19 protein-coding genes and 1 pseudogene are annotated in these 18,288 nt (G+C 66.4%); 13 read left to right on the top strand and 7 right to left on the bottom strand.

Going from position 1 to position 18,288, the window contains the following annotated elements:
- Window positions 1–42: 42 nt before the first annotated feature.
- The 4 genes from QR78_RS10950 to QR78_RS10935 all read right to left on the bottom strand — a co-directional run bounded on the left by QR78_RS10950 (window position 43) and on the right by QR78_RS10935 (window position 3,697).
- A complete protein-coding gene (locus tag QR78_RS10950; protein WP_048461275.1) occupies window positions 43–528 on the bottom strand; it encodes a hypothetical protein in 486 nt (161 codons plus the stop codon).
- A 129-nt stretch (window positions 529–657) separates the two neighbouring features.
- Window positions 658–2,937, bottom strand: coding sequence for a hypothetical protein (locus QR78_RS10945; RefSeq protein ID WP_048427546.1), 2,280 nt, complete (start codon window positions 2,935–2,937; stop codon window positions 658–660).
- A 279-nt stretch (window positions 2,938–3,216) separates the two neighbouring features.
- Window positions 3,217–3,435: a hypothetical protein gene (locus tag QR78_RS10940; RefSeq protein WP_125901182.1), complete on the bottom strand. Its 219-nt coding sequence runs from the start codon at window positions 3,433–3,435 to the stop codon at window positions 3,217–3,219.
- Window positions 3,436–3,481: 46 nt separating this feature from the next.
- Window positions 3,482–3,697, bottom strand: coding sequence for a hypothetical protein (locus QR78_RS10935; RefSeq protein ID WP_125901185.1), 216 nt, complete (start codon window positions 3,695–3,697; stop codon window positions 3,482–3,484).
- 318 nt (window positions 3,698–4,015) lie between these two features.
- Between QR78_RS10935 and QR78_RS10930 the strand changes: the two genes are divergently transcribed.
- Together QR78_RS10930 and QR78_RS34040 are read left to right on the top strand one after the other, a co-directional pair.
- Entirely contained in the window at window positions 4,016–4,237 is a 222-nt protein-coding gene (locus QR78_RS10930) for a helix-turn-helix transcriptional regulator (RefSeq protein WP_048427561.1), read from the top strand.
- Between the two features lie 245 nt (window positions 4,238–4,482).
- The gene (locus QR78_RS34040) at window positions 4,483–5,601 is read left to right on the top strand and encodes a hypothetical protein (protein ID WP_125901186.1); all 1,119 of its coding nucleotides are present in this window, start codon (window positions 4,483–4,485) and stop codon (window positions 5,599–5,601) included.
- A gap of 55 nt (window positions 5,602–5,656) precedes the next feature.
- Here the strand turns inward: QR78_RS34040 and QR78_RS10925 are convergent, their stop codons facing one another.
- Window positions 5,657–6,832 carry a tyrosine-type recombinase/integrase gene (locus QR78_RS10925; RefSeq protein WP_048427560.1) on the bottom strand — a complete coding sequence of 392 codons (1,176 nt, stop codon included), beginning with the start codon at window positions 6,830–6,832 and terminating at the stop codon, window positions 5,657–5,659.
- Window positions 6,833–7,210: 378 nt separating this feature from the next.
- Between QR78_RS10925 and QR78_RS32675 the strand changes: the two are divergent.
- The 4 genes and pseudogenes from QR78_RS32675 to QR78_RS10900 all read left to right on the top strand — a co-directional run.
- Window positions 7,211–7,827 (top strand): annotated as a pseudogene (locus QR78_RS32675) (IS3 family transposase); the annotation flags it as partial.
- 224 nt (window positions 7,828–8,051) lie between these two features.
- Window positions 8,052–8,351: a MucR family transcriptional regulator gene (locus tag QR78_RS36695; protein ID WP_048427558.1), complete on the top strand. Its 300-nt coding sequence runs from the start codon at window positions 8,052–8,054 to the stop codon at window positions 8,349–8,351.
- A 645-nt stretch (window positions 8,352–8,996) separates the two neighbouring features.
- Entirely contained in the window at window positions 8,997–9,359 is a 363-nt protein-coding gene (locus QR78_RS10905; protein ID WP_048427542.1) for a DUF736 domain-containing protein, read from the top strand.
- 69 nt (window positions 9,360–9,428) lie between these two features.
- Window positions 9,429–9,677 carry a hypothetical protein gene (locus QR78_RS10900; RefSeq protein ID WP_048427541.1) on the top strand — a complete coding sequence of 83 codons (249 nt, stop codon included), beginning with the start codon at window positions 9,429–9,431 and terminating at the stop codon, window positions 9,675–9,677.
- Here QR78_RS10900 and QR78_RS10895 read toward each other — a convergent pair.
- A complete protein-coding gene (locus tag QR78_RS10895; protein WP_048427540.1) occupies window positions 9,664–10,035 on the bottom strand; it encodes a hypothetical protein in 372 nt (123 codons plus the stop codon). The two genes, QR78_RS10900 and QR78_RS10895, sit on opposite strands and share 14 nt — an antisense overlap.
- A 299-nt stretch (window positions 10,036–10,334) precedes the next feature.
- Between QR78_RS10895 and QR78_RS10890 the strand changes: the two genes are divergently transcribed.
- From QR78_RS10890 to QR78_RS10860, 7 genes are all read left to right on the top strand, one after another.
- Window positions 10,335–11,372, top strand: coding sequence for an ArdC family protein (locus QR78_RS10890; protein WP_048427539.1), 1,038 nt, complete (start codon window positions 10,335–10,337; stop codon window positions 11,370–11,372).
- A complete protein-coding gene (locus QR78_RS10885) occupies window positions 11,372–12,121 on the top strand; it encodes a hypothetical protein (RefSeq protein ID WP_048427538.1) in 750 nt (249 codons plus the stop codon). Before QR78_RS10890 ends, QR78_RS10885 begins: the two co-directional genes overlap by 1 nt.
- A gap of 83 nt (window positions 12,122–12,204) precedes the next feature.
- Window positions 12,205–12,438 (top strand): hypothetical protein, encoded by a 234-nt coding sequence (locus tag QR78_RS10880; protein ID WP_048427537.1) that lies wholly within the window; start codon window positions 12,205–12,207, stop codon window positions 12,436–12,438.
- 117 nt (window positions 12,439–12,555) lie between these two features.
- Complete coding sequence (locus QR78_RS10875) at window positions 12,556–13,032, top strand: hypothetical protein (RefSeq protein ID WP_048427536.1); 477 nt, start codon at window positions 12,556–12,558, stop codon at window positions 13,030–13,032.
- 113 nt (window positions 13,033–13,145) lie between these two features.
- Window positions 13,146–15,428, top strand: a complete 2,283-nt coding sequence (locus tag QR78_RS10870) for a ParB/RepB/Spo0J family partition protein (RefSeq protein ID WP_048427535.1) — start codon at window positions 13,146–13,148, stop codon at window positions 15,426–15,428.
- Window positions 15,429–15,508: 80 nt separating this feature from the next.
- Window positions 15,509–15,751 (top strand): hypothetical protein, encoded by a 243-nt coding sequence (locus tag QR78_RS10865; RefSeq protein WP_048427534.1) that lies wholly within the window; start codon window positions 15,509–15,511, stop codon window positions 15,749–15,751.
- Between the two features lie 174 nt (window positions 15,752–15,925).
- Window positions 15,926–16,162, top strand: a complete 237-nt coding sequence (locus tag QR78_RS10860; protein WP_048427533.1) for a hypothetical protein — start codon at window positions 15,926–15,928, stop codon at window positions 16,160–16,162.
- A 792-nt stretch (window positions 16,163–16,954) separates the two neighbouring features.
- Here QR78_RS10860 and QR78_RS34035 read toward each other — a convergent pair.
- Window positions 16,955–17,971 (bottom strand): MucR family transcriptional regulator, encoded by a 1,017-nt coding sequence (locus QR78_RS34035; RefSeq protein WP_082172158.1) that lies wholly within the window; start codon window positions 17,969–17,971, stop codon window positions 16,955–16,957.
- Window positions 17,972–18,288: the final 317 nt, after the last annotated feature.

Genomic DNA, 18,288 nt, shown 5'->3' with positions numbered 1-18,288 from the left:
TGCCCTGATGCTGGTTTTGCAGCACCGCAGCACGACAGCAGCTCACTTCCCTAAGAGGCCATCCAGGTAGGCGTTCCAGCCAAAAGGCGTGAAGCTCACCCCGCCGGCAGGGCCGGCCGCCTGAGCGTAGAGGCGCACGAGCTTGCGCGCGGCAGCGGGGTCGGACACGTCCTGTTCAAAGTCCCGGAGGAGCCCGAGCCGCCAGGCGGTGGGGGTGTCGAACTCCTCCCCGCGTCGGGCCGCGAGCCACGTCAGGATGGTGTCCGCCCGATAGTACCGCGGCCGGCCTGAGACGCGCCGGAACCAAGCGGGGGGCAGCTCTGCCGGGCCGATGCCGCGGCACCGCCACGTCGCGAAGAGACCGCGGTCCAGATTGAGCGCAGCGACGACCGCGGAGGTGGGGACCGGGCTCCAGGCGAAGAAGCCCGGGAACATCACCTCGGTGGGCGCGGGCAGGGCGCTCAGGGCGGCGGGAAGCTTCCTGATAGTAGCGCCCGGAGCCATCGCAGATCGCACATCGCAGTACATTTTAAATTCTCCGGACTTTTTCGTTACTTTCATGAGGGCCGGGGCGCCTGCCGCCCCGGCCCTCCTCCCTGGTGAAGCATCGCGAACGCCAGACCCTTTTTCAAAGGTACTGCGATCTGCGATCTGCGATTAGCCGTGGGCCATCCGGGCCGCCTCCTCCATCATCCGCTTGAGGCGAGTCTCGTTGAAGTCGGCCACGTTCTGGCCAGTGATCGGGCGAGTGGCCTCCACCTTCAGCTCCTCACGGGTCGCGGCGCGCCAGTGGGGCACGTTGCGGATCGCCCAGAGCCGGACGGGCTTCCCGCCGATGACGACCTCAAGGTGGTCGTCGCCGTCCATGTTCACCTTGCGCGCCCCGAGGTCCTGCATCGCCCGGGCCACCTTCTTCGGGCTCAGGCGCTCCAGGTTGTCCGCCCAGGTAGAGATCTTGAGGGCGTGGATCACCTCCGCCACCGACATCACGTCCCGGTGGAACGGGATGCCCCCGGCCTGGATCAGCTCGGCCAGCATTTGCGCGATGGGTGTGCGGCTCTCCTCCGTGGCCACCTCCTTCGCCTTTGTCATGGGCGGCGCACCCTTGGCGTTGAAGCCCTCCAGAGAGAGGGTGCGCAGGTACTCGGCGAAGGCCGCCACCGTGCTGTCGTCCGGGTCCAGCAGGTCGTGGAGCTGCTTGAAGAAGGTCCGGTTGGCCTTCTTCTCCTCCTCCGTCTCGGGGGTCTCGGGGGTGGAGCAGACGAACCAGCGGCGGTCACCGCGCGGCAAAACCAGCGGGGCGGCGTCGTTCGACGCCAGGAACATGCCGCGTGGGGTCCGGCCGCGGAAGCGGCGCACGCGCTTGTCCTTCGCGTAGTAGAACTCCGCCGTCAGCAACTCCTTCGTCTTCTCGAACACCTCCAGGCGCTCGCCGTGATGAGCCTCTTCGATCATCAGCACCTGCGCGTCGACCAAGCGCGCCGTCCACTGCTGGCCAAGCTCGACACCCTCGATCTTCCGGGCATTCTTGTCGCTGAAGATGGCCGCGACGATGCGGTGCAGGGTGCCCTTGCCGGTGCCGTAGCCGCCCGTGATGATGATGCCGTGCTCGACCTTCTCGCCGGGGTGCTGGATGAGGTGGGCGATGTACTTCAGCACGTGGTTACGTGACAACGTGTCAGGGATGAGCCGCGCGAAGAAGTCCAAGATCGGCTGGTAGTCACCGGGCGCCGGGATCACTCCGCCGCGCTGCCACAGGTTCACCGAGCAGAGTTCTGGCGAGAAGGTACCATCCGGCCCGGGCAGGATGAGCTGCGCCACGCCCGCCCGGTAGTCCCGGTGCATCACCTTCGGCATGGTCGGCGACAGCATCATCTGAATGTGCGGGCTCTTGCCCACCTTGGCCGCGATACTGTCGCCGAACTCATCCGGGTCCAGCTTCTCGCCGCTCGCGAGGTGCAGGTAGCTGCGCCCCTTCGACACGAACACCACGCCCTGCTGAATGGCGGTCATGGCACACCGCTGGTTGGCCAGCGCCAGCGGTGTGCGGATAGAGGCCCGAAAGGGGCACCGGACGCAGCCCTCGAACGGAGGCGAGTTGCTGTCACCCTCCTCAACGGTGCTGCACAAGGTCGGCCCGGTCGTAGCCGCCAAGGCCTGATCGATCTTCTGCTCCGTCTCCTCGAAGGTGTAGCACGGGTGGCGCTTGGACATCTCGTGGACCCAGCGGCGACCGTTCACGGTGCGGGCCACTACACCCACCATCTTGTACCACCAGGGCTCGATGACCTTCTCCACCGCCGTGTCGCAGTGCTGGATGAAGGCGCAGCCGGCCAGGACCGGGGCGAACTCGTCCGGCTTGGCTTTACCGGAGGCCAGATATGCCTTCTTCGCCTCCTGTCGCAGGAGATCGGCGACGGTGCCCTTGCCCGCACCGGGCAGACCTCGCGAGGCCATCGCCAAGTCCGAAGCCAGCAGCTCGGCCAGCATCGTCCGATCATACCGCTCACCCTGGTGGATGAAGCGCACCGGCTTTAAGTCAGGGGCGGTCTTGTGGTTCAACGTGCCGGGGGCCTTACAGACACGGGATAGGTCTGCGGTGCCGTCCAGAGCATAGCCGTAGATCTTGAACGTACCACGGAGGCGCCTCTGGATCGCCGTGGACAGCATCTTCTCTGCCGCCCGCTCCTCCGGGGTGAGGATCATGGCGGGGGAGCTGTAGAGCCAGTGGGCGTGGCAACCGCCACCCGTCGCGACGAGGAGCGTGGGCGGGGGCAGCTTGGCCTCCGCGATAAGCTTCATGGCCTCCTCGGCGTCGGCCGGAAGTTCCGCCGCTGGGGTCGTATGCGGGCCCTCGCGGGTATCGATGTCGGCAAACAGACCGCCGACGAAGATGACACCCTCTTGCTTACCGCGCTCGCCCGCCGACAGGGACACACCCTGGAGACCGCGGCCGACGTAGGTGTCCCCGAGCAGAGCCAGCTCCGCGAGCTTCGCGGCGGCTCCCTAGAGGTCAGTGACGGTATAGGTGTAGACCCCGCCGAGCTTTGACCAAAGCACCACCGTGCCGGCGTCAGCACCATGAAAAATCTGCTGGAGGAAGCCGAGAGTGTCGTTGCTAGAAGCAACCTGAGAGTCTATATTCATCGTACACACATCCCCGATTGTACAGAATTTGGAGCCCCGGCCTGTTGGCGCAGGTCGGGGTTTCGCTTGTCAGATGAGCTGTCGATCGAAGGCCTCGCGGACGATGTCCGAGCGGAGGTCCCTGCCGATTTCGCCGCCCCCCTGCGGCAGATGGGCGAGCGCGTAGGCTACGAAGGCGTCCGACCGGGTATCCCCGTCCGGATGCTCAAGCAGGAAGGCGCTGGCGGTGCTGGCAAGCAGGTCCGCCTTGTGATCGCAGAGGGGCCGGCGCTCGTTGGCGAGCCACACGCGCATCGCCTCCCACGCATGAACGCGACCGTTGGGGCGTTCGACGCTAAGCGACATCGCGCACCTCACCCGCCAGGAGACGCTGGAGGGCCGCAACGGGGATGAGGACTCGCCCGCCGAGCCGCACCTTGGGGAAGTGCCGATCGATGAAGCCCATGCTGAACCCCGTGGCCGCCTTGGCCTCCCGACGGGTCAGGTAGGAACTGCGAAGACCAAGAGCGCCGAGCGCCTCCTCTCCGCTGTAATTCTTGTTGTCTGTCATCATCTAGTTCCCACCATGCGGCGCGTTGCGTGCCACAAAGGTGCGCGCTGCTATGGAGAAGGACAAGAAGCGACCTCATAAGAGTTAGGAGGTTTTGGAGAATTGCTTTGTGCTTTAGGCGCATAACGAGGCACTCGGCGGAGAAGCCGTCACGCGACAGGTCAGGTATGAGGTCAGAGGGCTTCCGGCCGCCTCAGGCAGGGCCAAGGGGTAGCAACGGGCGTGTTCGAGGGTCAAGAAAATTAAAGAGATAGATAATGTAATATCTAAGCAAATAACTCTGCTGAAATTCCCACTCGGCCGTGCATGATGCTCGGCATGAGCACCAGCAATCTCCAACTGCTCCACGACGATGTCGTAGTGAGCTTCCGCGACGCCTGCCGCGAGGCTGGGGTCTCGATCTCCACCATGCGCCGCAAGATGGCGGCGGGTGACGGCCCTCGGGTGATCTACCTGAGCACGCGCCGCATCGGCATCCGCCGCGGTGATTTACGCCGCTGGATGGCCACCCGTGAGGTTCGCAACGTGGGCAGCGCGTAGGGGCAAGGTGCGCCTAGCCGCGGCACCGAGGCCCCAGACCTAGCCCCTACCCAGAGGCGCCACGTCCCCAGCACTTATCCACACGATATATGGACATCTCTCTTGGGGATTGACACAAAATATAGGAGCTGAGAGGCTTGCTCAACGCTCGAGCCTGAATCGCATCGGTTTTTTGCGATTCGGTGTTCGCCTTTTGCCCCTCGTGAACAAAGCGCGACTTTCCGCTTTCGTTCCAGGAGTATCTCATGGCAGCAGGGCCTGCGGTAGCGCCGCTTCAACCGCTTCACGATCCTCTCGGTCGCCCCTACCGGATTTTTAGAGACGCTCCTCTTCCAGACTTTCAAGAGCAAGTCATCGACCACATCCGCAAAACTGCGACACCCGAGACTTGTGACGGCCTTTTCCGGGGGCGCATACCGAAGGATGCGACTTACAGAATTCTTCGACCCATAAAGATCGATCAAAAAAAGAGAGTAGAGGGTGACCGGGCTCCTTGCCCGATGTGTACCCCAAATCGATTTTTAAACGGCTACTTAGTTTGGCTTCCTGAACACCGCGTAGCTGCAATCATCGGCCACTGCTGCGCCGATCACGCTGATGATGCCGAGAAAGAGTATAAAGCACAGCAGAAACTGAAAAATGAGGAAGATTTTCTTCTTTCATCACTGCCGTTGCTTTCTGAGAAAACCGAAATTTTAAAAAAATTGCGTGGTCCGGCCGACGATGCGACAACACTCTACCGCAAATTTAAAAAGAGGGCCCCAGGTGTGCAGCACCAACTTCGTGGGATCAAAGAGCAAGGTAACGCAGTCCTGCGTTTGGCTGAAATATTGCGAGGCGACGACGACATTTCAAGATCGGATTATTATGGACCAGCAGGCTTTGGTGGCCGTGGAAATTCCGAAATTGATAGTCGTGACGTTGTATTTGGCCGCCTGGCTGGTACAACCGCACTTTTAAGCAACTATCGCCCAAAGGTTGAACTGGAAGACGCCATTAGAACCGCGGCAAGTTTTGATTTCAGTGGCGACGAAGAGGCGGCTCTAGATTTAATTGCCGGCATGGATAATAGAACAAGAAGGGCAGCAGTTGACATTGTTCAACTCGTCGATCAGTACTACGAGAAATTTATTTCAAGATTGAAAGATTTTGTTGAATTCTGGGATGCAGACAATATGTCTCGTCTCAACGCTTTTGGCAGCAGCCCGCTTAATCCAACGCCCTTCGAGGCCCGCCGAACTATTATTAGCGGCCGTCCCGTTGTGATTATTAGACAAAACAATCTGGAATTTCGACATGTATTCCCAGCCACCCTTCTAAGCTTAAGTCCACAATGGAAGGCATTTACATTCAAAAAACGCTAGCTTCGCAGGTACAATTTTTCTTTGGCGGTCAATCTGCTTCAGCAAACGGCGAGCCCTAAGCATGCCTGTGCTCGCCCTCCCGGCACAGCTGCTCGACGTGCGCCGCCCACAGGTCCAGCGCCTCCCGCTTCTCAGCGGCGTAGGATGCCCGGTTGTAAACACCAGCCACGCCGGCCCGGGCGCCAGAGACGTGGTTCAACACCGCCTCCACCACGTGTGGGAGAATGCCCAGCTCCGCCATGCCTGTGGCAGCGGTCCGGCGCAGGTCGTGGAGGGTCCAGCCGGTGACGCTCGAGCGGGTGTCCAGCCGGGCCTTGCACCTCGAGAAGCCCGAGAAGCCGTTCGCCCTCAACCCGAACAGCAAGTCCCTCCCCTCGCGGTGGGGAACGTCGGCCAGGATGTCGAGCGCCGCCCGGGACAGCGGCACATCATGCGCCCGGTGGTTCTTCGACCGCGCACCCGGCAGCGTCCAAGTCGCGGCCGGCAGGTCCAGCTCACTCCAGGCGAGGGCGGCCACCTCCTCCCGCCGCGCGCCCGTCAGAATCAGGAGCCGGACGATGCGGCCAAAATCGTCGACCTCGCAGGCCTTCCACACGGCCACCAGCTCAGGGGCGCTCAGCACCCGCTCGCGCGCCTTGGCCGGCGCCGGCCGGTTCGAGCCCGACACCGGATTGGCTTCCGCTATCCCCTCCCCTACCGTCCAGGCAAAGAACGCGGACAGCACCGCGCGGGCGCGGTTGGCGGCCTGCGGCCCTGACCCCTTGGTGATCGCGGCGAGCTGCGTCGCCACGTCGGCCCGCTTCACCTCCGTTATGGGCTTGCCGTGCAATCCCTTGAAGTGGCCGTTCAGATGCTGCCTGGCCGCTTCGATGCTCCGCGGGCGGAGGCGGCCTTCGGCGTGTGCGATGTACCGCGGCACCAGCTCGCCGAAGGTCTCCACGGGCTTCGCCTTGGCCGCAGCCTTCTCCGCTCGCGGGTCGTCGCCGAGCCGCACCCGGGCAAGGAGGTCGCGGGCGGCATCGCGCGCCTTCGGCAGCGGCATCACCTCGACCCGCCCGAGAGTGGTGCGCCGGCTTTTCCCGGCTCCGTCTCGATACTGGACGACCCACTGGCGCGAACCGCCTTCGCTGACCTTCACGCCGAAGCCCGGCGTCGCGTCATCGAAGATCAGGGCATAGGACTTCCCGGCCGGCGCCTTGAGGGCCGAGACCGACTGGCTGGTGAACTTCAAGAGCTTGATCCTAGTAAGCACCTGGTAAGCAGGAAGGCGCTCCGTCCTGCATACCCCCGATATTATGATTATCGGGTCTACCATGCAAGGCTTTGAATCTACAAGATCTTGAGTCCTTCAAGATGCTTACTGACGCCTCCTGAACCCTATGCTTCGAGAATTCGTAATGAGGGGGTCGGGGGTTCGAATCCCTCTTGCGGCACCACTACTTCCTTTCCGCGCTTAAATTGCTGTTTCAAAGAAGCTTTTCGGGATGCCTCCGATTGGCTCGAATCCTGGTCAGCCCCCGTTGGAGTGGTCCGCCCTGAAGTATTGGTCAGCCCCCGTTGGAGTGGTCCGCCCTGAAGTATGGCTTTGAGCCGACGGAGGACGGACGCGATGGGAACGAAGAAGCACAAGCCGGAAGAGGTCGTGGCCAAGCTGCGGCAGGTGGACGTGCTGGTCTCGCAGGGGCAGAGCGTGGCTGACGCGATCCGGGGTATCGGCGTGACCGAGGTCACGTATTATCGCTGGCGCAAGGAGTTCGGTGGACTGAAGTCGGACCAGGTTCGCCGGATGAAGGAGCTGGAGACCGAGAACCAGCGGCTGCGCAAGGCAATCGCGGACCTCACACTCGACAAGCTGATCCTGCAGGAGGCCGCCCGGGGAAACTTCTGAGCCCCGCGCGCCGGCGCGCCTGCATCGAGCATGTCCGGGACGTCCTGCACGTCTCCGAGCGCCGCGCCTGCCGGGCGCTTGGCCAGCATCGCTCGACGCAGCGCAAGGTGCCGCGGGGCAGGGATGACGAGGCGGCGCTGACTGCTGATCTGATCGCGCTGGCGCGTCGCTATGGGCGCTACGGCTACCGGAAGATCGGGGCACTGCTGAAGGCTGCCGGCTGGCTGGTCAACGACAAGCGGGTCGAGCGGATCTGGCGGCGCGAAGGGCTGAAGGTTCCGGCCAAGCAGCCCAAACGCGGACGGCTGTGGGACGGAGACGGGTCGTGTCTTCGGCTGTAGACTGACGCCGAAATGGGACCCCAGACTAGATCAGAATCAATTCTCTGACTATAAACCAAAAATATTATTCCAAGCGGGGTCCCGATCGGCGCCGATCTGGACCCCGCTTAGAATGTGTTTTTTCGATGTGCAATGAATGATTTAGGTATAGTTCTTGGTGGGGATCCGCTTCGATGCTGATACACACATAACACGCTCTAGGAGATCGGCTAAGATCGCGGATCGAGCTAACAAGCGCCATTGCAACCGCTTACATATCTCACAATTTCATTCCGAGATCGGATATCGATGACCTGATCGTCGCCATTGATCGCGGCTTGAGGTCGATCGAGCAGGGATCCGCGACGGCCGATCCTGTCTTCCCCAAGGCGACACCGACCCAGATCCGCAAATCGATCAACCCGGACGGACTCGTGTCCTTCGTCGACGGCAAGAGATACCGGACCTTGCGGCGCCATCTGCGCTCCCACGGTCTGAGCTTCGACAAGTACCGGCTCCGGTACGGCCTGCCGCACGACTAACCCGGTAGCCTGTGAAGCTTTGTCAGCTCTTCGCAGCCGCAGAGTCAGCGACATGGACCTCGGCCGGGCCGTCGGGCGAAACGCCCACCCGGAGGGGTGGTCCGGCAGCGAGCCCGTGAACACCGTCCGCGATCTGCAAAGGCAGGGTTGAGGACCGGTGCCAGGGACGGCTCTCGGCAAAGGCCGCGCGTTCTCACGATCGCCGGGCCCATCCTGAAGCCACGTCGTGCCCGGCCGAGGTTGCGGAGGCGGCAGGCCCGTCGGCATGGGGCCGGCCTCCCGCTCACGCCCGGCATCATCGAGCGTCGATGCAACGGGTGTGCCTGAAGCCGATCGCGGCAAGGCGGCGAGGTGCTGGGGGCCGGACGGCCAGGACCCGTTCGGCGCGTCCGTGCCGGGCCGCAGCCCAGTGGCCTCGGTGATGGGCGGTTTTCTATCCGGGGCGCCCGGGACCACCGCAACGGCGGGCCCCGGGTTTCTTCCCCGCCGCCAAGGCGGCTCCTCGCGCACCAAGAAACCCGGTCCCCGCCGTCCTCCGCTCCGCTGCGGCCCGCAAAGCAGGTGCGGCGCCGATCGCCTCCGGCTCGACGACCGCCATCGAGGCCGCAAGGGCGCGGCCAAGAGCAACGGACGAGGATCACGAACATGGCGACCATCGGCACCTTCACCCAGACCGACACCGGCTTTACCGGCGACATCACCACCCTGACGATCAACGCCAAGAAGGTCTCGATCGTGATGGTGGACGACGGGACCCACGAGAACGCTCCCAGCCACCGCGTCTACCTCGGCAAGGCCGAGATCGGAGCCGGATGGGCCAAGGTGTCGAAGGGCGAGCGCGAGTACATCTCGGTCAAGATCGACGACCCGAGCCTGCCGGCAGCGCTCTACGCCCGCCTCTTCGCCGACGAGGGCGGCAAGACCCACTCGCTGATCTGGTCCCGCACCGAGGACCGCAGCCCGAACCGCTCCGCGGGCGCCCGCCCCGGCCGGCGCCGCCAGGGCTGAGCCCGGGGCCCTTGCCGCCCCGCCCGACCGGGCGGGGCCGGATCATGCGACATACGGAGACACGGGATCATGGCTTACGCCTTCGACACGCTCGGATACTCTAAGGCCCTGCGCGAGGCCGGCATCGCTCAGGACCATGCCGAGGCTCACGCCGCAGCGGCCCGGGAGTTCATCATGGTCGACCTCGTCACGAAGGAGGACCTGCGCACCGCGCTGGAACTTCAGACGCTTCAGATGACCGTCCGGCTCGGCGGCCTGATCGCAGCCGGTTTCGTGGCGATGTTCGGGGCGCTCGCAGCTCTGATCAAGCTGACCTGACGGTCGGTGCGGCCCGCGCCCCGGCGCGGGCCTGTGGCTGCGGGCGCGGCCCGCCCCACTGCGCAGTGGCCTCGCGGGCCGGAGCCCGCTCGAGGTCGATTTCGGATCGCTTGGCGAAGCCCTTCGGCACGTAGCCGAGTTCGTCCACAAGGTCGGTGAGATCCTGGAACCGCCCACGGTGCTCGAGGAGAATGGCGCCTCGGTCACGATCGCTCAGGTCGATTGCGATGTGCCCGGCGGCTTCCAGCGCCTCCAGCGCTTCCAGCGCCTCGACCCGCATCAGGGCCGCGAGATAGAGGCGGTGGGCCGCGATGGTGCGCTGCTCCAGCGACGGCTCGGCTTGGGTCGGGTGTCGCACGGGCGTGCTCCTCGAACTGCTGCGCCGCGGAGCGCATCTGCCAGGGACGTCGACCAGCCGCGGAATCCGGTCGCTCCGAGACGAGGCGGGGTACGCACCTGCCGCCACGATACAATCATTAAGCGACGCCATCCCCCCATACCAGCTACCTGAGGTTGATGTTCGAGGGGTCTGCCCTGAACCTTAGGTCAGCCACGTTGCCCGTCTGCCGCCGGACCAGAGGCAGAGAGGGGCTTGCGCCGGGATGACGGGAGACCAGGTCGGAGAGAGGCTCCGGCGCCCGTCGAGAAAGCGCCGCCATGGCCCACCGCCCCACCTCGTCCCGGAAACCCGCTGCCGCCCGCGCCGACGCTGCTCCAGGCCCGCGGGTCGACCTCTACCAGCGCATCACCGACACCATCATCGCCCAGCTCGAGGCGGGCCGGGTGCCGTGGGTGCAGCCGTGGGGCGATCTGCTGGGCGCCGCGTCGGTCGGGATGCCGCGCAACGCGCAGACCGGCCGGGCGTATTCCGGGATCAACGTTCTGCTGCTGTGGTCGGCCGGCCTGGAGGCGGGTTACCCGTCCCAGCGCTGGCTCACCTTCCGCCAGGCCCTCGACCTCGGGGGGAACGTCCGCCGCGGCGAGAAGGGCACGCCGGTCGTCTACGCCAACCGCTTCACCCCGGACCGGGAGCGCGAGCGGGCCAGCCAGGCGGGCGAGGAGGCGCGCGCGATCCCGTTCCTGAAGCAGTACACGGTCTTCAGCGTCGCGCAGTGCGACGGCCTGCCGGAGGACCTGTACGCCCCCCCGCCGCCGCCGCGCGAGGACCTGATCGAGCCGTGCTTCCGCGCGCTGATGCAGGCGAGCGGCGTGACCATCCATCTCGGCGGCCAGCGGGCGTTCTACCGCCCGGCCGACGACGCGATCGTGCTGCCGCCGCCGCAATCCTTCCACGAGCCGATCAACTTCCACCGGACCGCGGCTCACGAACTGTCGCACGCGACGGGCGCGGCCCACCGTCTCGCCCGCGACCTCACCAGCCGCTTCGGCAGCGAGGGCTACGCGCGCGAGGAGCTGGTGGCCGAGATCTCGGCGGCCTACCTCTGCGCCAGCCTCGGCATCGTGCCGACGGTGCGCCACGCCGACTACATCGCCTCGTGGCTCGAGGTGCTGCGCGGCGATCCCCGCGCCATCGTGGCGGCCGCTGGCCTTGCCAGCCGCTCGGCCGAGTGGCTGCTCGCCCGCCTGCCGGCGGCATACGGCTTCGCCCCGGAGACGCCCGAGGCCGACGATGAGGGGAACGGCGACGGTGAGGCTGCGGCCGCGGCGGCGGCGCCCGAGCGGGAGGCCGCGTGATGCGGTTCAAGCGGTGGCCCCGGCCGAGCCCCTACGAGGACACGTCGCGCAAGCGCGCGGCGTACCGGCGAAAGCGGCAGCGCGAGCAGGAGGCCCTGCCCCTGTTCGCCGAGGCCATCGCCGAGCGACAGCTCTGCGTCGCCGACGAGATGATCCGGCGCACGGGGGATTGGGAGCGCCGGCAGCGGGAGACCCGTCCCCAGCGGTCCGAGGCCTGGCGGCGCGTCCGCGCCCGCCTGGCGGGCCTCGAGCCCGATCGGCGGCGAGCGATCCGGGCCCTGTGGCGGGTCTGCCCGTATCCGGCCGACCCGAGCTATCTCGGCACCCTGCTGCACGAGATCGAGACCGGCCGGATCGATCCGAAGCAGCCGCCCTGGGGCGGCCGCCACACGCTCACCCCGCGCACGACGCCGAACCCGGGCAGCTTCGAGGAAGCGTTCCGGCAGATCGGCCAGCGCACGATCGGCGGGGGGCCGAAGACCACCGGCGCCGAGGAGCGCCTGTTCTGCGGCAATCTCGGCTCGGGCCTCCTGTTCCTGACCTCGCGCGTGCGGCTGATCGAGCCGAACGAGAGCTTTTATACCTCCTCGAGCCACCGCCTGCGCGACCACCACATCGGCCGGAGCGGGCACTGGGTCGACCTCGAGGTGCGGGGCTCGTGCACCCCGGACGAGCTCGCCCTGATCGCACGCCTGGCACGGGCCGCCGACACGCGCCGGGTCGCCATCAGACTGGCCGGTCCGGGATGAGAGTCAGAGGAGCCGCTTCGCGCCTTCGAGGGATCGACAAGTCGAGAGAGGGTCTCGGCCCCTCGAGCACCAGCGAGGCACGCATGACCCAGACCATCCACGATATGACCTTCGAATGCACGGTGCAGGACGGCGAGAGGGTCCTGGCCGCCGCCCAGGGCGAGCTCGTGCGGAAGGGCCGGTTCGACACGGCCGCCGCCGCGGCGTCGCACCTCGCCGGGTACGTCTCCAAGGCCCTGGTGGTGCTCGTCGACCTCAGCGCCCTGGCATCGTCCGGCGCCGAGGTCCTGCACATCGCCTGCGCGCCGAGGCGGTGATCCCGGCGCGGGACTCGAACCCGCCCCGCCCCTGATCCGTCGGCCCCCTTCGCTCGCGAGGGGGGCCTTCGCCGGTGGAGCGTCACCGGCCTGCGGCGGCGCCAAGGAGAGATCGACATGGGCGAATTCGTCATGACCACCGTGACCATCGGCGGCTCCCTCGCGGACGGAGAGGCGGTCGCCGGCCTCGCTGCCGCCGTCGGCCGCTATTTCGGCGAGGCCGACCGCCTAGTGGACGAGGCCCTGGTCGGGGGCACGCGCCTGATCCTCGAGGACCTCCAGGATCACGGGATGACGCCCGACCTCGACGCCTGCTGCCAGGCGCACGGCCTGACCTACAAGCGGGCGTGGTGCGCCCGCAGCGGCGTGTTCGAGGCCGGCCTTCGCCACTGGCGCCCGGGGCTGGCCTACGTGGCGAACGAGGCGGCCGACGACGCCGGGGAGCCGATGATCACCCTGGCGGCCCTGCGCAACACCCAGAAGGCTGGGACGACCCTGTCGGACCTCCTGGCGCGGCTCGACGAGGCGGCGAGCTCCGCCGTCCCGCCGCTGCGGCTGCTCGGCGCCGGCGGCGATACCGGCACGGCCGCCTGATCCGTCCCCCATCGCGTCCGGCGGCCCCCTTCTGGAGTCAGAGGGGGGCTTCGCCTGCGTGAGGGTTTCGAGGTCGACAGAGAGCCGACCGCCCGACACTGGGATGACGAGCCATGATCAAGACCAAGCCCGCTGCCAAGATCACCGCCAAGACCGCCGCCCGCAGCAGCAACCGCCCCACCGGCAAGATCGTGCTGACCGAAGCGGTCGGGATTCCCTTCGACAAGCTCAGCCTGTCCCAGGCGAACGTGCGGCGGATCGCCGAGGGCATGAGCATCGAGGACCTCGCCGCCGACATCGCCCACCGTGGCCTGCTCCAGAGCTTGAGCGTGCGCCCGATCCTCGACGAGGCGGGCGAGGAGACCGGCCGCTACGAGGTCCCGGCCGGCGGGCGCCGCTTCCGGGCGCTCGAGCACCTGGTCGCGACCGGCCGCATGGCCAAGACCGTCAAGGTCCCCTGCATCGTGCGCGCGGCCGACAGCGCGATCAGCGCGACCGAGGACTCGATCGCCGAGAACGCGATGCGCGAGGCCCTGCACCCGCTCGACCAGTACCGGGCGTTCAAGGCGCTCGCCGACGCCGGCATGGGCCACGCCGACATCGCCGCCCGCTTCTTCGTCTCGGAGAAGGTCGTGGGCCAGCGCCTGCGGCTCGCCGGGATCAGCCCGGACCTGCTCGAGGCCTACGGCGCCGGCGCGATGACGCTCGAATGCCTGATGGCCTTCTCGGTCAGCGAGGACCATGCCCGCCAGGTGCAGGTCTGGGACTCGCTGAAGAAGCGGGGCGTGGTGAGCAACTGGAGCATCCGCCAGAGCCTCACCGAGCGCACGGTGAGCGTCGGCGACCCCCGCACCCTCTTCGTCGGCGAGGACGCCTACGAGGCCGCCGGCGGCAAGGTCATGCGGGACCTGTTCACGGAGCGCGGCGAGGGCTGGTTCGAGGACGCGGCGCTGCTCGACCGGCTCGCGGAGGCCAAGCTCGCCGAGTTCGGCGAGGAGGTGGCGAAGGAAGGCTGGAAGTGGATCGAGGTGTCGCTGGCGATGATGTCGAGCCGCGTCTACGGCCTGCGCGTCCTGCCGACCCGCTCCGAGCTCACCGAGGCCGAGCAGGGCGCCTACGAGGCGGCCCTCGCCGAGCGCGAGCAGCTCGACGAAGACCACGGCTACAGCACCGAGGAGTGGCCCGCCGACGTCGCGCATCGGATGGGTGAGCTCGAGAGGGACATCGCGGCGTTCGAGGCCCGCGCCAGCATCTACGACCCGGCCGAGATCGCGATCGCCGGCGCCTTCATCACCCTCGACTACACCGGCACGCCGAAGGTGCGCCGCGGCTACGTGCGTCCGGAGGACGAGCCCCGGGCGGAAGCCGAGGCCGCGGTGGAGCAGGATGTCGGCGCATCGGCGCCGGTCCCGGCGATCGGCGAGCCGGCCGCTTCGCCCGCGGGAAGCGTCGCCGCCCCGGCGCCGGCGGTGATGCGCACGGTCATCACGATCGGCGGTGGCGCGGCCCCGGTCGCGCCCGCGGCCGCGGCCGAGCCGGAGGAGGCCGAGCGCCCGCTCACCGAGCAGCACCGGACCGAGCTGACCACCTACCGCACGATGGCGCTGCGCGAGGCGCTGGCCGACGATCCGGGCGCCGCCTTCATCGCGGTCCTGCACGCCATGGTGATCCGGGTCATCGTCTCCGGCTACCGCGCCGCGTCCTGCCTCGAGATCTCGACCAGCTCCGCGAGACCCGACCACTCGGTCCAGGGCCTCGACACCTTCCGGCCGGCCGGCAGCCTCGATGCCCGGCGCGAGGCGTGGGCCCGGCGCCTGCCCGCCGACCACCAGGCGATCTGGGATTTCCTGGTCGACCTGGCGCCCGACAGCCGCACCGAACTGTTCGCGCTCTGCGCCGGCTTGAGCGTCCACGCGATGCACGTCCCGTACGACCGTCGCACCCCCGAGGCCTTGGCGCACGGCGACAAGCTCGCCGCCCTCGTCGGGCTCGACATGACCCGCGACTGGACGCCGACGGCGGCCAACTACTTCGGCCGGGTCACGAAGGGGAAGATCCTGGCGGCGGTGCGCGAGGCCAAGGGCGAGGACACCGCGCAGCTGCTTGAGGGCTTGAAGAAGGGCGACATGGCGCGCGAGGCCGAGCGCCTGATCGCCGGCACCGGCTGGCTGCCCGAGATCATGCGGACCACCGGGATCACCACCGAGGTCGCTCAGGACGCCGGCGACCCTGTCGCGGCCGGCGAGCCGACGGCGGCCGAGGAGGTTGCGCTGCCGGAGTTCCTCAGCGGGCCGGCGGCGGAGGATGAGGTCGAGACCCTTTCGGCCTTCCTCGGCGGCGAGGACGGCCCGGCCGATGGCGATCACGACATGAGCTACGCCATCGCCGCGCAGTGACGACCCCGGAACGGACACGAAGCTTCGTGTCCGTTCCCTCTCGTTTCGGTGGCTCAGGATGAGCATCGTGGAGATGAGTGATGAATGACACCAGGCCGGCTCCTGCAAACAACCTTGCCCAGGCCCTGGAACACGTCGAGAAGGGCGGGCGCCTCGTCATCCGCACCTGTTTGAATGTCACCGTGATCGATCGCAGGGTGCTGCGGCGCTTCGAGCGTGCGGGCGCCTGGCTCCTCAAGGAGGAGGGTGAGGGCTACCGCCTGCGCCAGGGCCAAGGTTCGGTCTACCTGCTCCCGGGGCTGCTCGAGTACGTGATCGAGTGAGACGCCTCCGTGGACGGATGAACCGGCTGTTAGAGACCGGGCATCGGGTCCGTGTGCCGGTTCACAGCATCGCTATCGCCGGCCCGATCATGAGCGTCGGGCCCTTGCCGACACCAGTCTTGTTCCGCATATTGCGGAAACAGCCGTGGAATATCCACGGCAAGGGGTTCCCTGATGGCCTCCGCTGCCTCTCCCACCGCTCTGGAAATCGAGGAACAGGTTGCACGTATCCGCCGCGCTCAAGTCGAAACCGAGAAGTTTGTCGCGGAACAGAAAAAGCTCATGGCCGAAGCCGCGAAGCTGGAGCGCGACCGAACCCTTGCCCCCTGGCAGATCGTGGCGACCACCGTTGCGGCAACGGCGGCGCTGATCGGAGGCACCGCAGCCGTCGTCAAGATCTTCTTCCCTTGAGCCCCGGCCGGCTGCGCGAGGTGCTGGCCCTGCTGCGTTGGTCACAGCGGGGCCTCGCCGATGCCTTGGATTGCGACGACCGCATGGTCCGCTGGTGGGGCGCCGGTCACGGTGAGATCCCGGCCGATGTCGCAACGTGGCTCGAAACGCTCGCCCGCGCCCACGAGGATGCACCGCCGCCGACGACATGGCGTCGCCGGCGACGCGCGGTACCGGCAGCGGTGTAGCAGTTGGCGGCCGAAATCAAAATAAATAACAATTTTCTCAGAAATTCCAAAAGCTATGGAGCCGGAGTCGTTGCCCTATCAAACTCCCTGCCAAGCCCGTTTGTAAGTGCCTCGCACCACAGGTTTCGGATCGGTGCCCGTATCGACTGTCATCATCATTTTGAGGTGATCACCTTCTCGACGGAAGCTGATCGTGAACGGCTTCCCCGACACCCATGTCCGTCCACGATCCTCCCAGCGACCTGTCCCGACGATACCGTGCTCGTCTGAACCCCATAGGGATGCCGCCCAGCCATTGTTGGCGGTGACGGATAGCCCAGAGCTTCCAGCCTGGAACTCAATGGTGCATGTTTGACAGGCGCCAGCGTTCGTCGCGACCTGCTCCCAAAGACCTAGTATTTCAACCGCTTCGGACGGCTGAGCAGGAACTGCGTGAAGGATGGCGGCGGCAAGAATGGCCCACCCGACAGATCGCTCAATCTGGGTTTTTAAATTTGAAGCCAACCCAATTCTCATTTGTTGCGGGGGGCTATCGTTTTCGGGCGCGTCCCTTCGGGACCGCGTCCTACTCGCTTCGCTCCCCGAACCCCGTACCGGGTTTCGGCCCTGCGGGTGTCGGCCGCATCGCGCGGCCCTCGGAACCGTCGAGGACCACCCTTAGACGGGTTGCGTGAAACGAGGGGGCAGCCTGAATCCTCAAGGGGGCCTCGATCAGGAGCGCGCCTTCGGTGCTCTTTGTCGCCCCGGCGCTGCCAGCGCGCCGCGGGCTGGGTTCCTTCGGCTTGGCCGGACCGTCGCCGGCCTGGATCTTGGACTTGATGACATAGGGCCCCCGCGGCTTCGAACTACTGCGATCGTACTTGCCGAGCTTCCGCTCGACAGCGAACCTGGAGCGATGGTCGCGGTCGGCGGCCGCCAGCATCGGGTCGTCGTCCGGCAAGCCCCACTTCTTGCGATAGTCGTCCGGCGTCAGCCCGTACAGCCGCAGATGGCGGCTCAGCATCCGGTAATGCTTGCCGTCCTCGAAGCAGACCAGGTAGGTCTCCTGGATCGAGGCGGCGATTTCCGCTTGCGTGAGCGCGCGTGCCGGCGCCTGCGCCCGGAGGTAACCCGTCTCGATGACGGCCGGCTTCATCGGGTAGTCGTCCGGCAGGCCCCGCTTCTTGCGATAGTCGTCCGGCGTCAGCCCGAGCCGCCGCAGATGCTGCTTCAGCCTCCGATGCCGCTTGCCATCCTCGAAGCAGACCAGGAACGTCTCCTGGATCGAGGCGGCGATCTCCGCTGGCGTGCGCTGGCGTCCCGGGTCCCAGTTCCGAAAGTAGTCCCGGGCGACGGAGCCGAGGTCCGAGGCGACGGGGACGATCGGGGTCCCTGGTGCGACCGTGTCGGTATCGCGGTCGGCAGAACGTCTGAGAGCCATGGACGCCGGATTGATGAGTGCGGGGAGTTCAGCCGGGCGGATGTTGTTGCGCGTAAAGGACGCCTTCAAGACCCGGGCCGTGCAACTGGTAGATAGGTCATTGTCTAATGCGTGCGGCTGATCGCACCGACGAATCCCTCCGCTGTGATGTAGTGATTCCATGACAGCGCAAGACTCGGCAATAGGTCAATAGCTTTGTCCATTCCGCACGGGAACGAAGGTGTGGAAGGGCGGTCCGGTGTGTCCGTCAACCTCCAGTTTGAAAAAATAGCTCCGGGACCAGAGAGGAAGAGGAGCCCTGTCGGGATCGAGCCGAGGCGAGGTCGAGAGAGAGACCCGCGGTTCGGCGTGATCCGACAGGAGCTTACGACCGTGAACTTCTCCATCAGCACCCAGCACTTCCAGTCAGGCACCGCCCTCGCCCCGGCCCCGTCGCCGGCCGCGATCCTGGAGGCCGGCACCCGCCTCGCCGAGCACCT

Origin of the sequence: Methylobacterium indicum, assembly GCF_001043895.1 — a bacterium.
GTDB classification, from domain to species: Bacteria; Pseudomonadota; Alphaproteobacteria; order Rhizobiales; family Beijerinckiaceae; genus Methylobacterium; species Methylobacterium indicum.
This window is presented reverse-complemented; position numbering and strand designations above follow the sequence as displayed.

Excerpts from the sequence above, each read along its gene's own strand:
- QR78_RS10950 (WP_048461275.1), bottom strand. The coding sequence starts at position 528 with ATGTACTGCGATGTGCGATCTGCGATGGCTCCGGGCGCTACTATCAGG.
- QR78_RS10935 (WP_125901185.1), bottom strand. The coding sequence starts at position 3,697 with ATGACAGACAACAAGAATTACAGCGGAGAGGAGGCGCTCGGCGCTCTT.
- QR78_RS10930 (WP_048427561.1), top strand. The coding sequence starts at position 4,016 with ATGAGCACCAGCAATCTCCAACTGCTCCACGACGATGTCGTAGTGAGC.
- QR78_RS34040 (WP_125901186.1), top strand. The coding sequence starts at position 4,483 with ATGGCAGCAGGGCCTGCGGTAGCGCCGCTTCAACCGCTTCACGATCCT.
- QR78_RS10905 (WP_048427542.1), top strand. The coding sequence starts at position 8,997 with ATGGCGACCATCGGCACCTTCACCCAGACCGACACCGGCTTTACCGGC.
- QR78_RS10900 (WP_048427541.1), top strand. The coding sequence starts at position 9,429 with ATGGCTTACGCCTTCGACACGCTCGGATACTCTAAGGCCCTGCGCGAG.
- QR78_RS10890 (WP_048427539.1), top strand. The coding sequence starts at position 10,335 with ATGGCCCACCGCCCCACCTCGTCCCGGAAACCCGCTGCCGCCCGCGCC.
- QR78_RS10885 (WP_048427538.1), top strand. The coding sequence starts at position 11,372 with ATGCGGTTCAAGCGGTGGCCCCGGCCGAGCCCCTACGAGGACACGTCG.
- QR78_RS10880 (WP_048427537.1), top strand. The coding sequence starts at position 12,205 with ATGACCCAGACCATCCACGATATGACCTTCGAATGCACGGTGCAGGAC.
- QR78_RS10875 (WP_048427536.1), top strand. The coding sequence starts at position 12,556 with ATGGGCGAATTCGTCATGACCACCGTGACCATCGGCGGCTCCCTCGCG.
- QR78_RS10870 (WP_048427535.1), top strand. The coding sequence starts at position 13,146 with ATGATCAAGACCAAGCCCGCTGCCAAGATCACCGCCAAGACCGCCGCC.
- QR78_RS10865 (WP_048427534.1), top strand. The coding sequence starts at position 15,509 with ATGAATGACACCAGGCCGGCTCCTGCAAACAACCTTGCCCAGGCCCTG.
- QR78_RS10860 (WP_048427533.1), top strand. The coding sequence starts at position 15,926 with ATGGCCTCCGCTGCCTCTCCCACCGCTCTGGAAATCGAGGAACAGGTT.
- QR78_RS34035 (WP_082172158.1), bottom strand. The coding sequence starts at position 17,971 with ATGGAATCACTACATCACAGCGGAGGGATTCGTCGGTGCGATCAGCCG.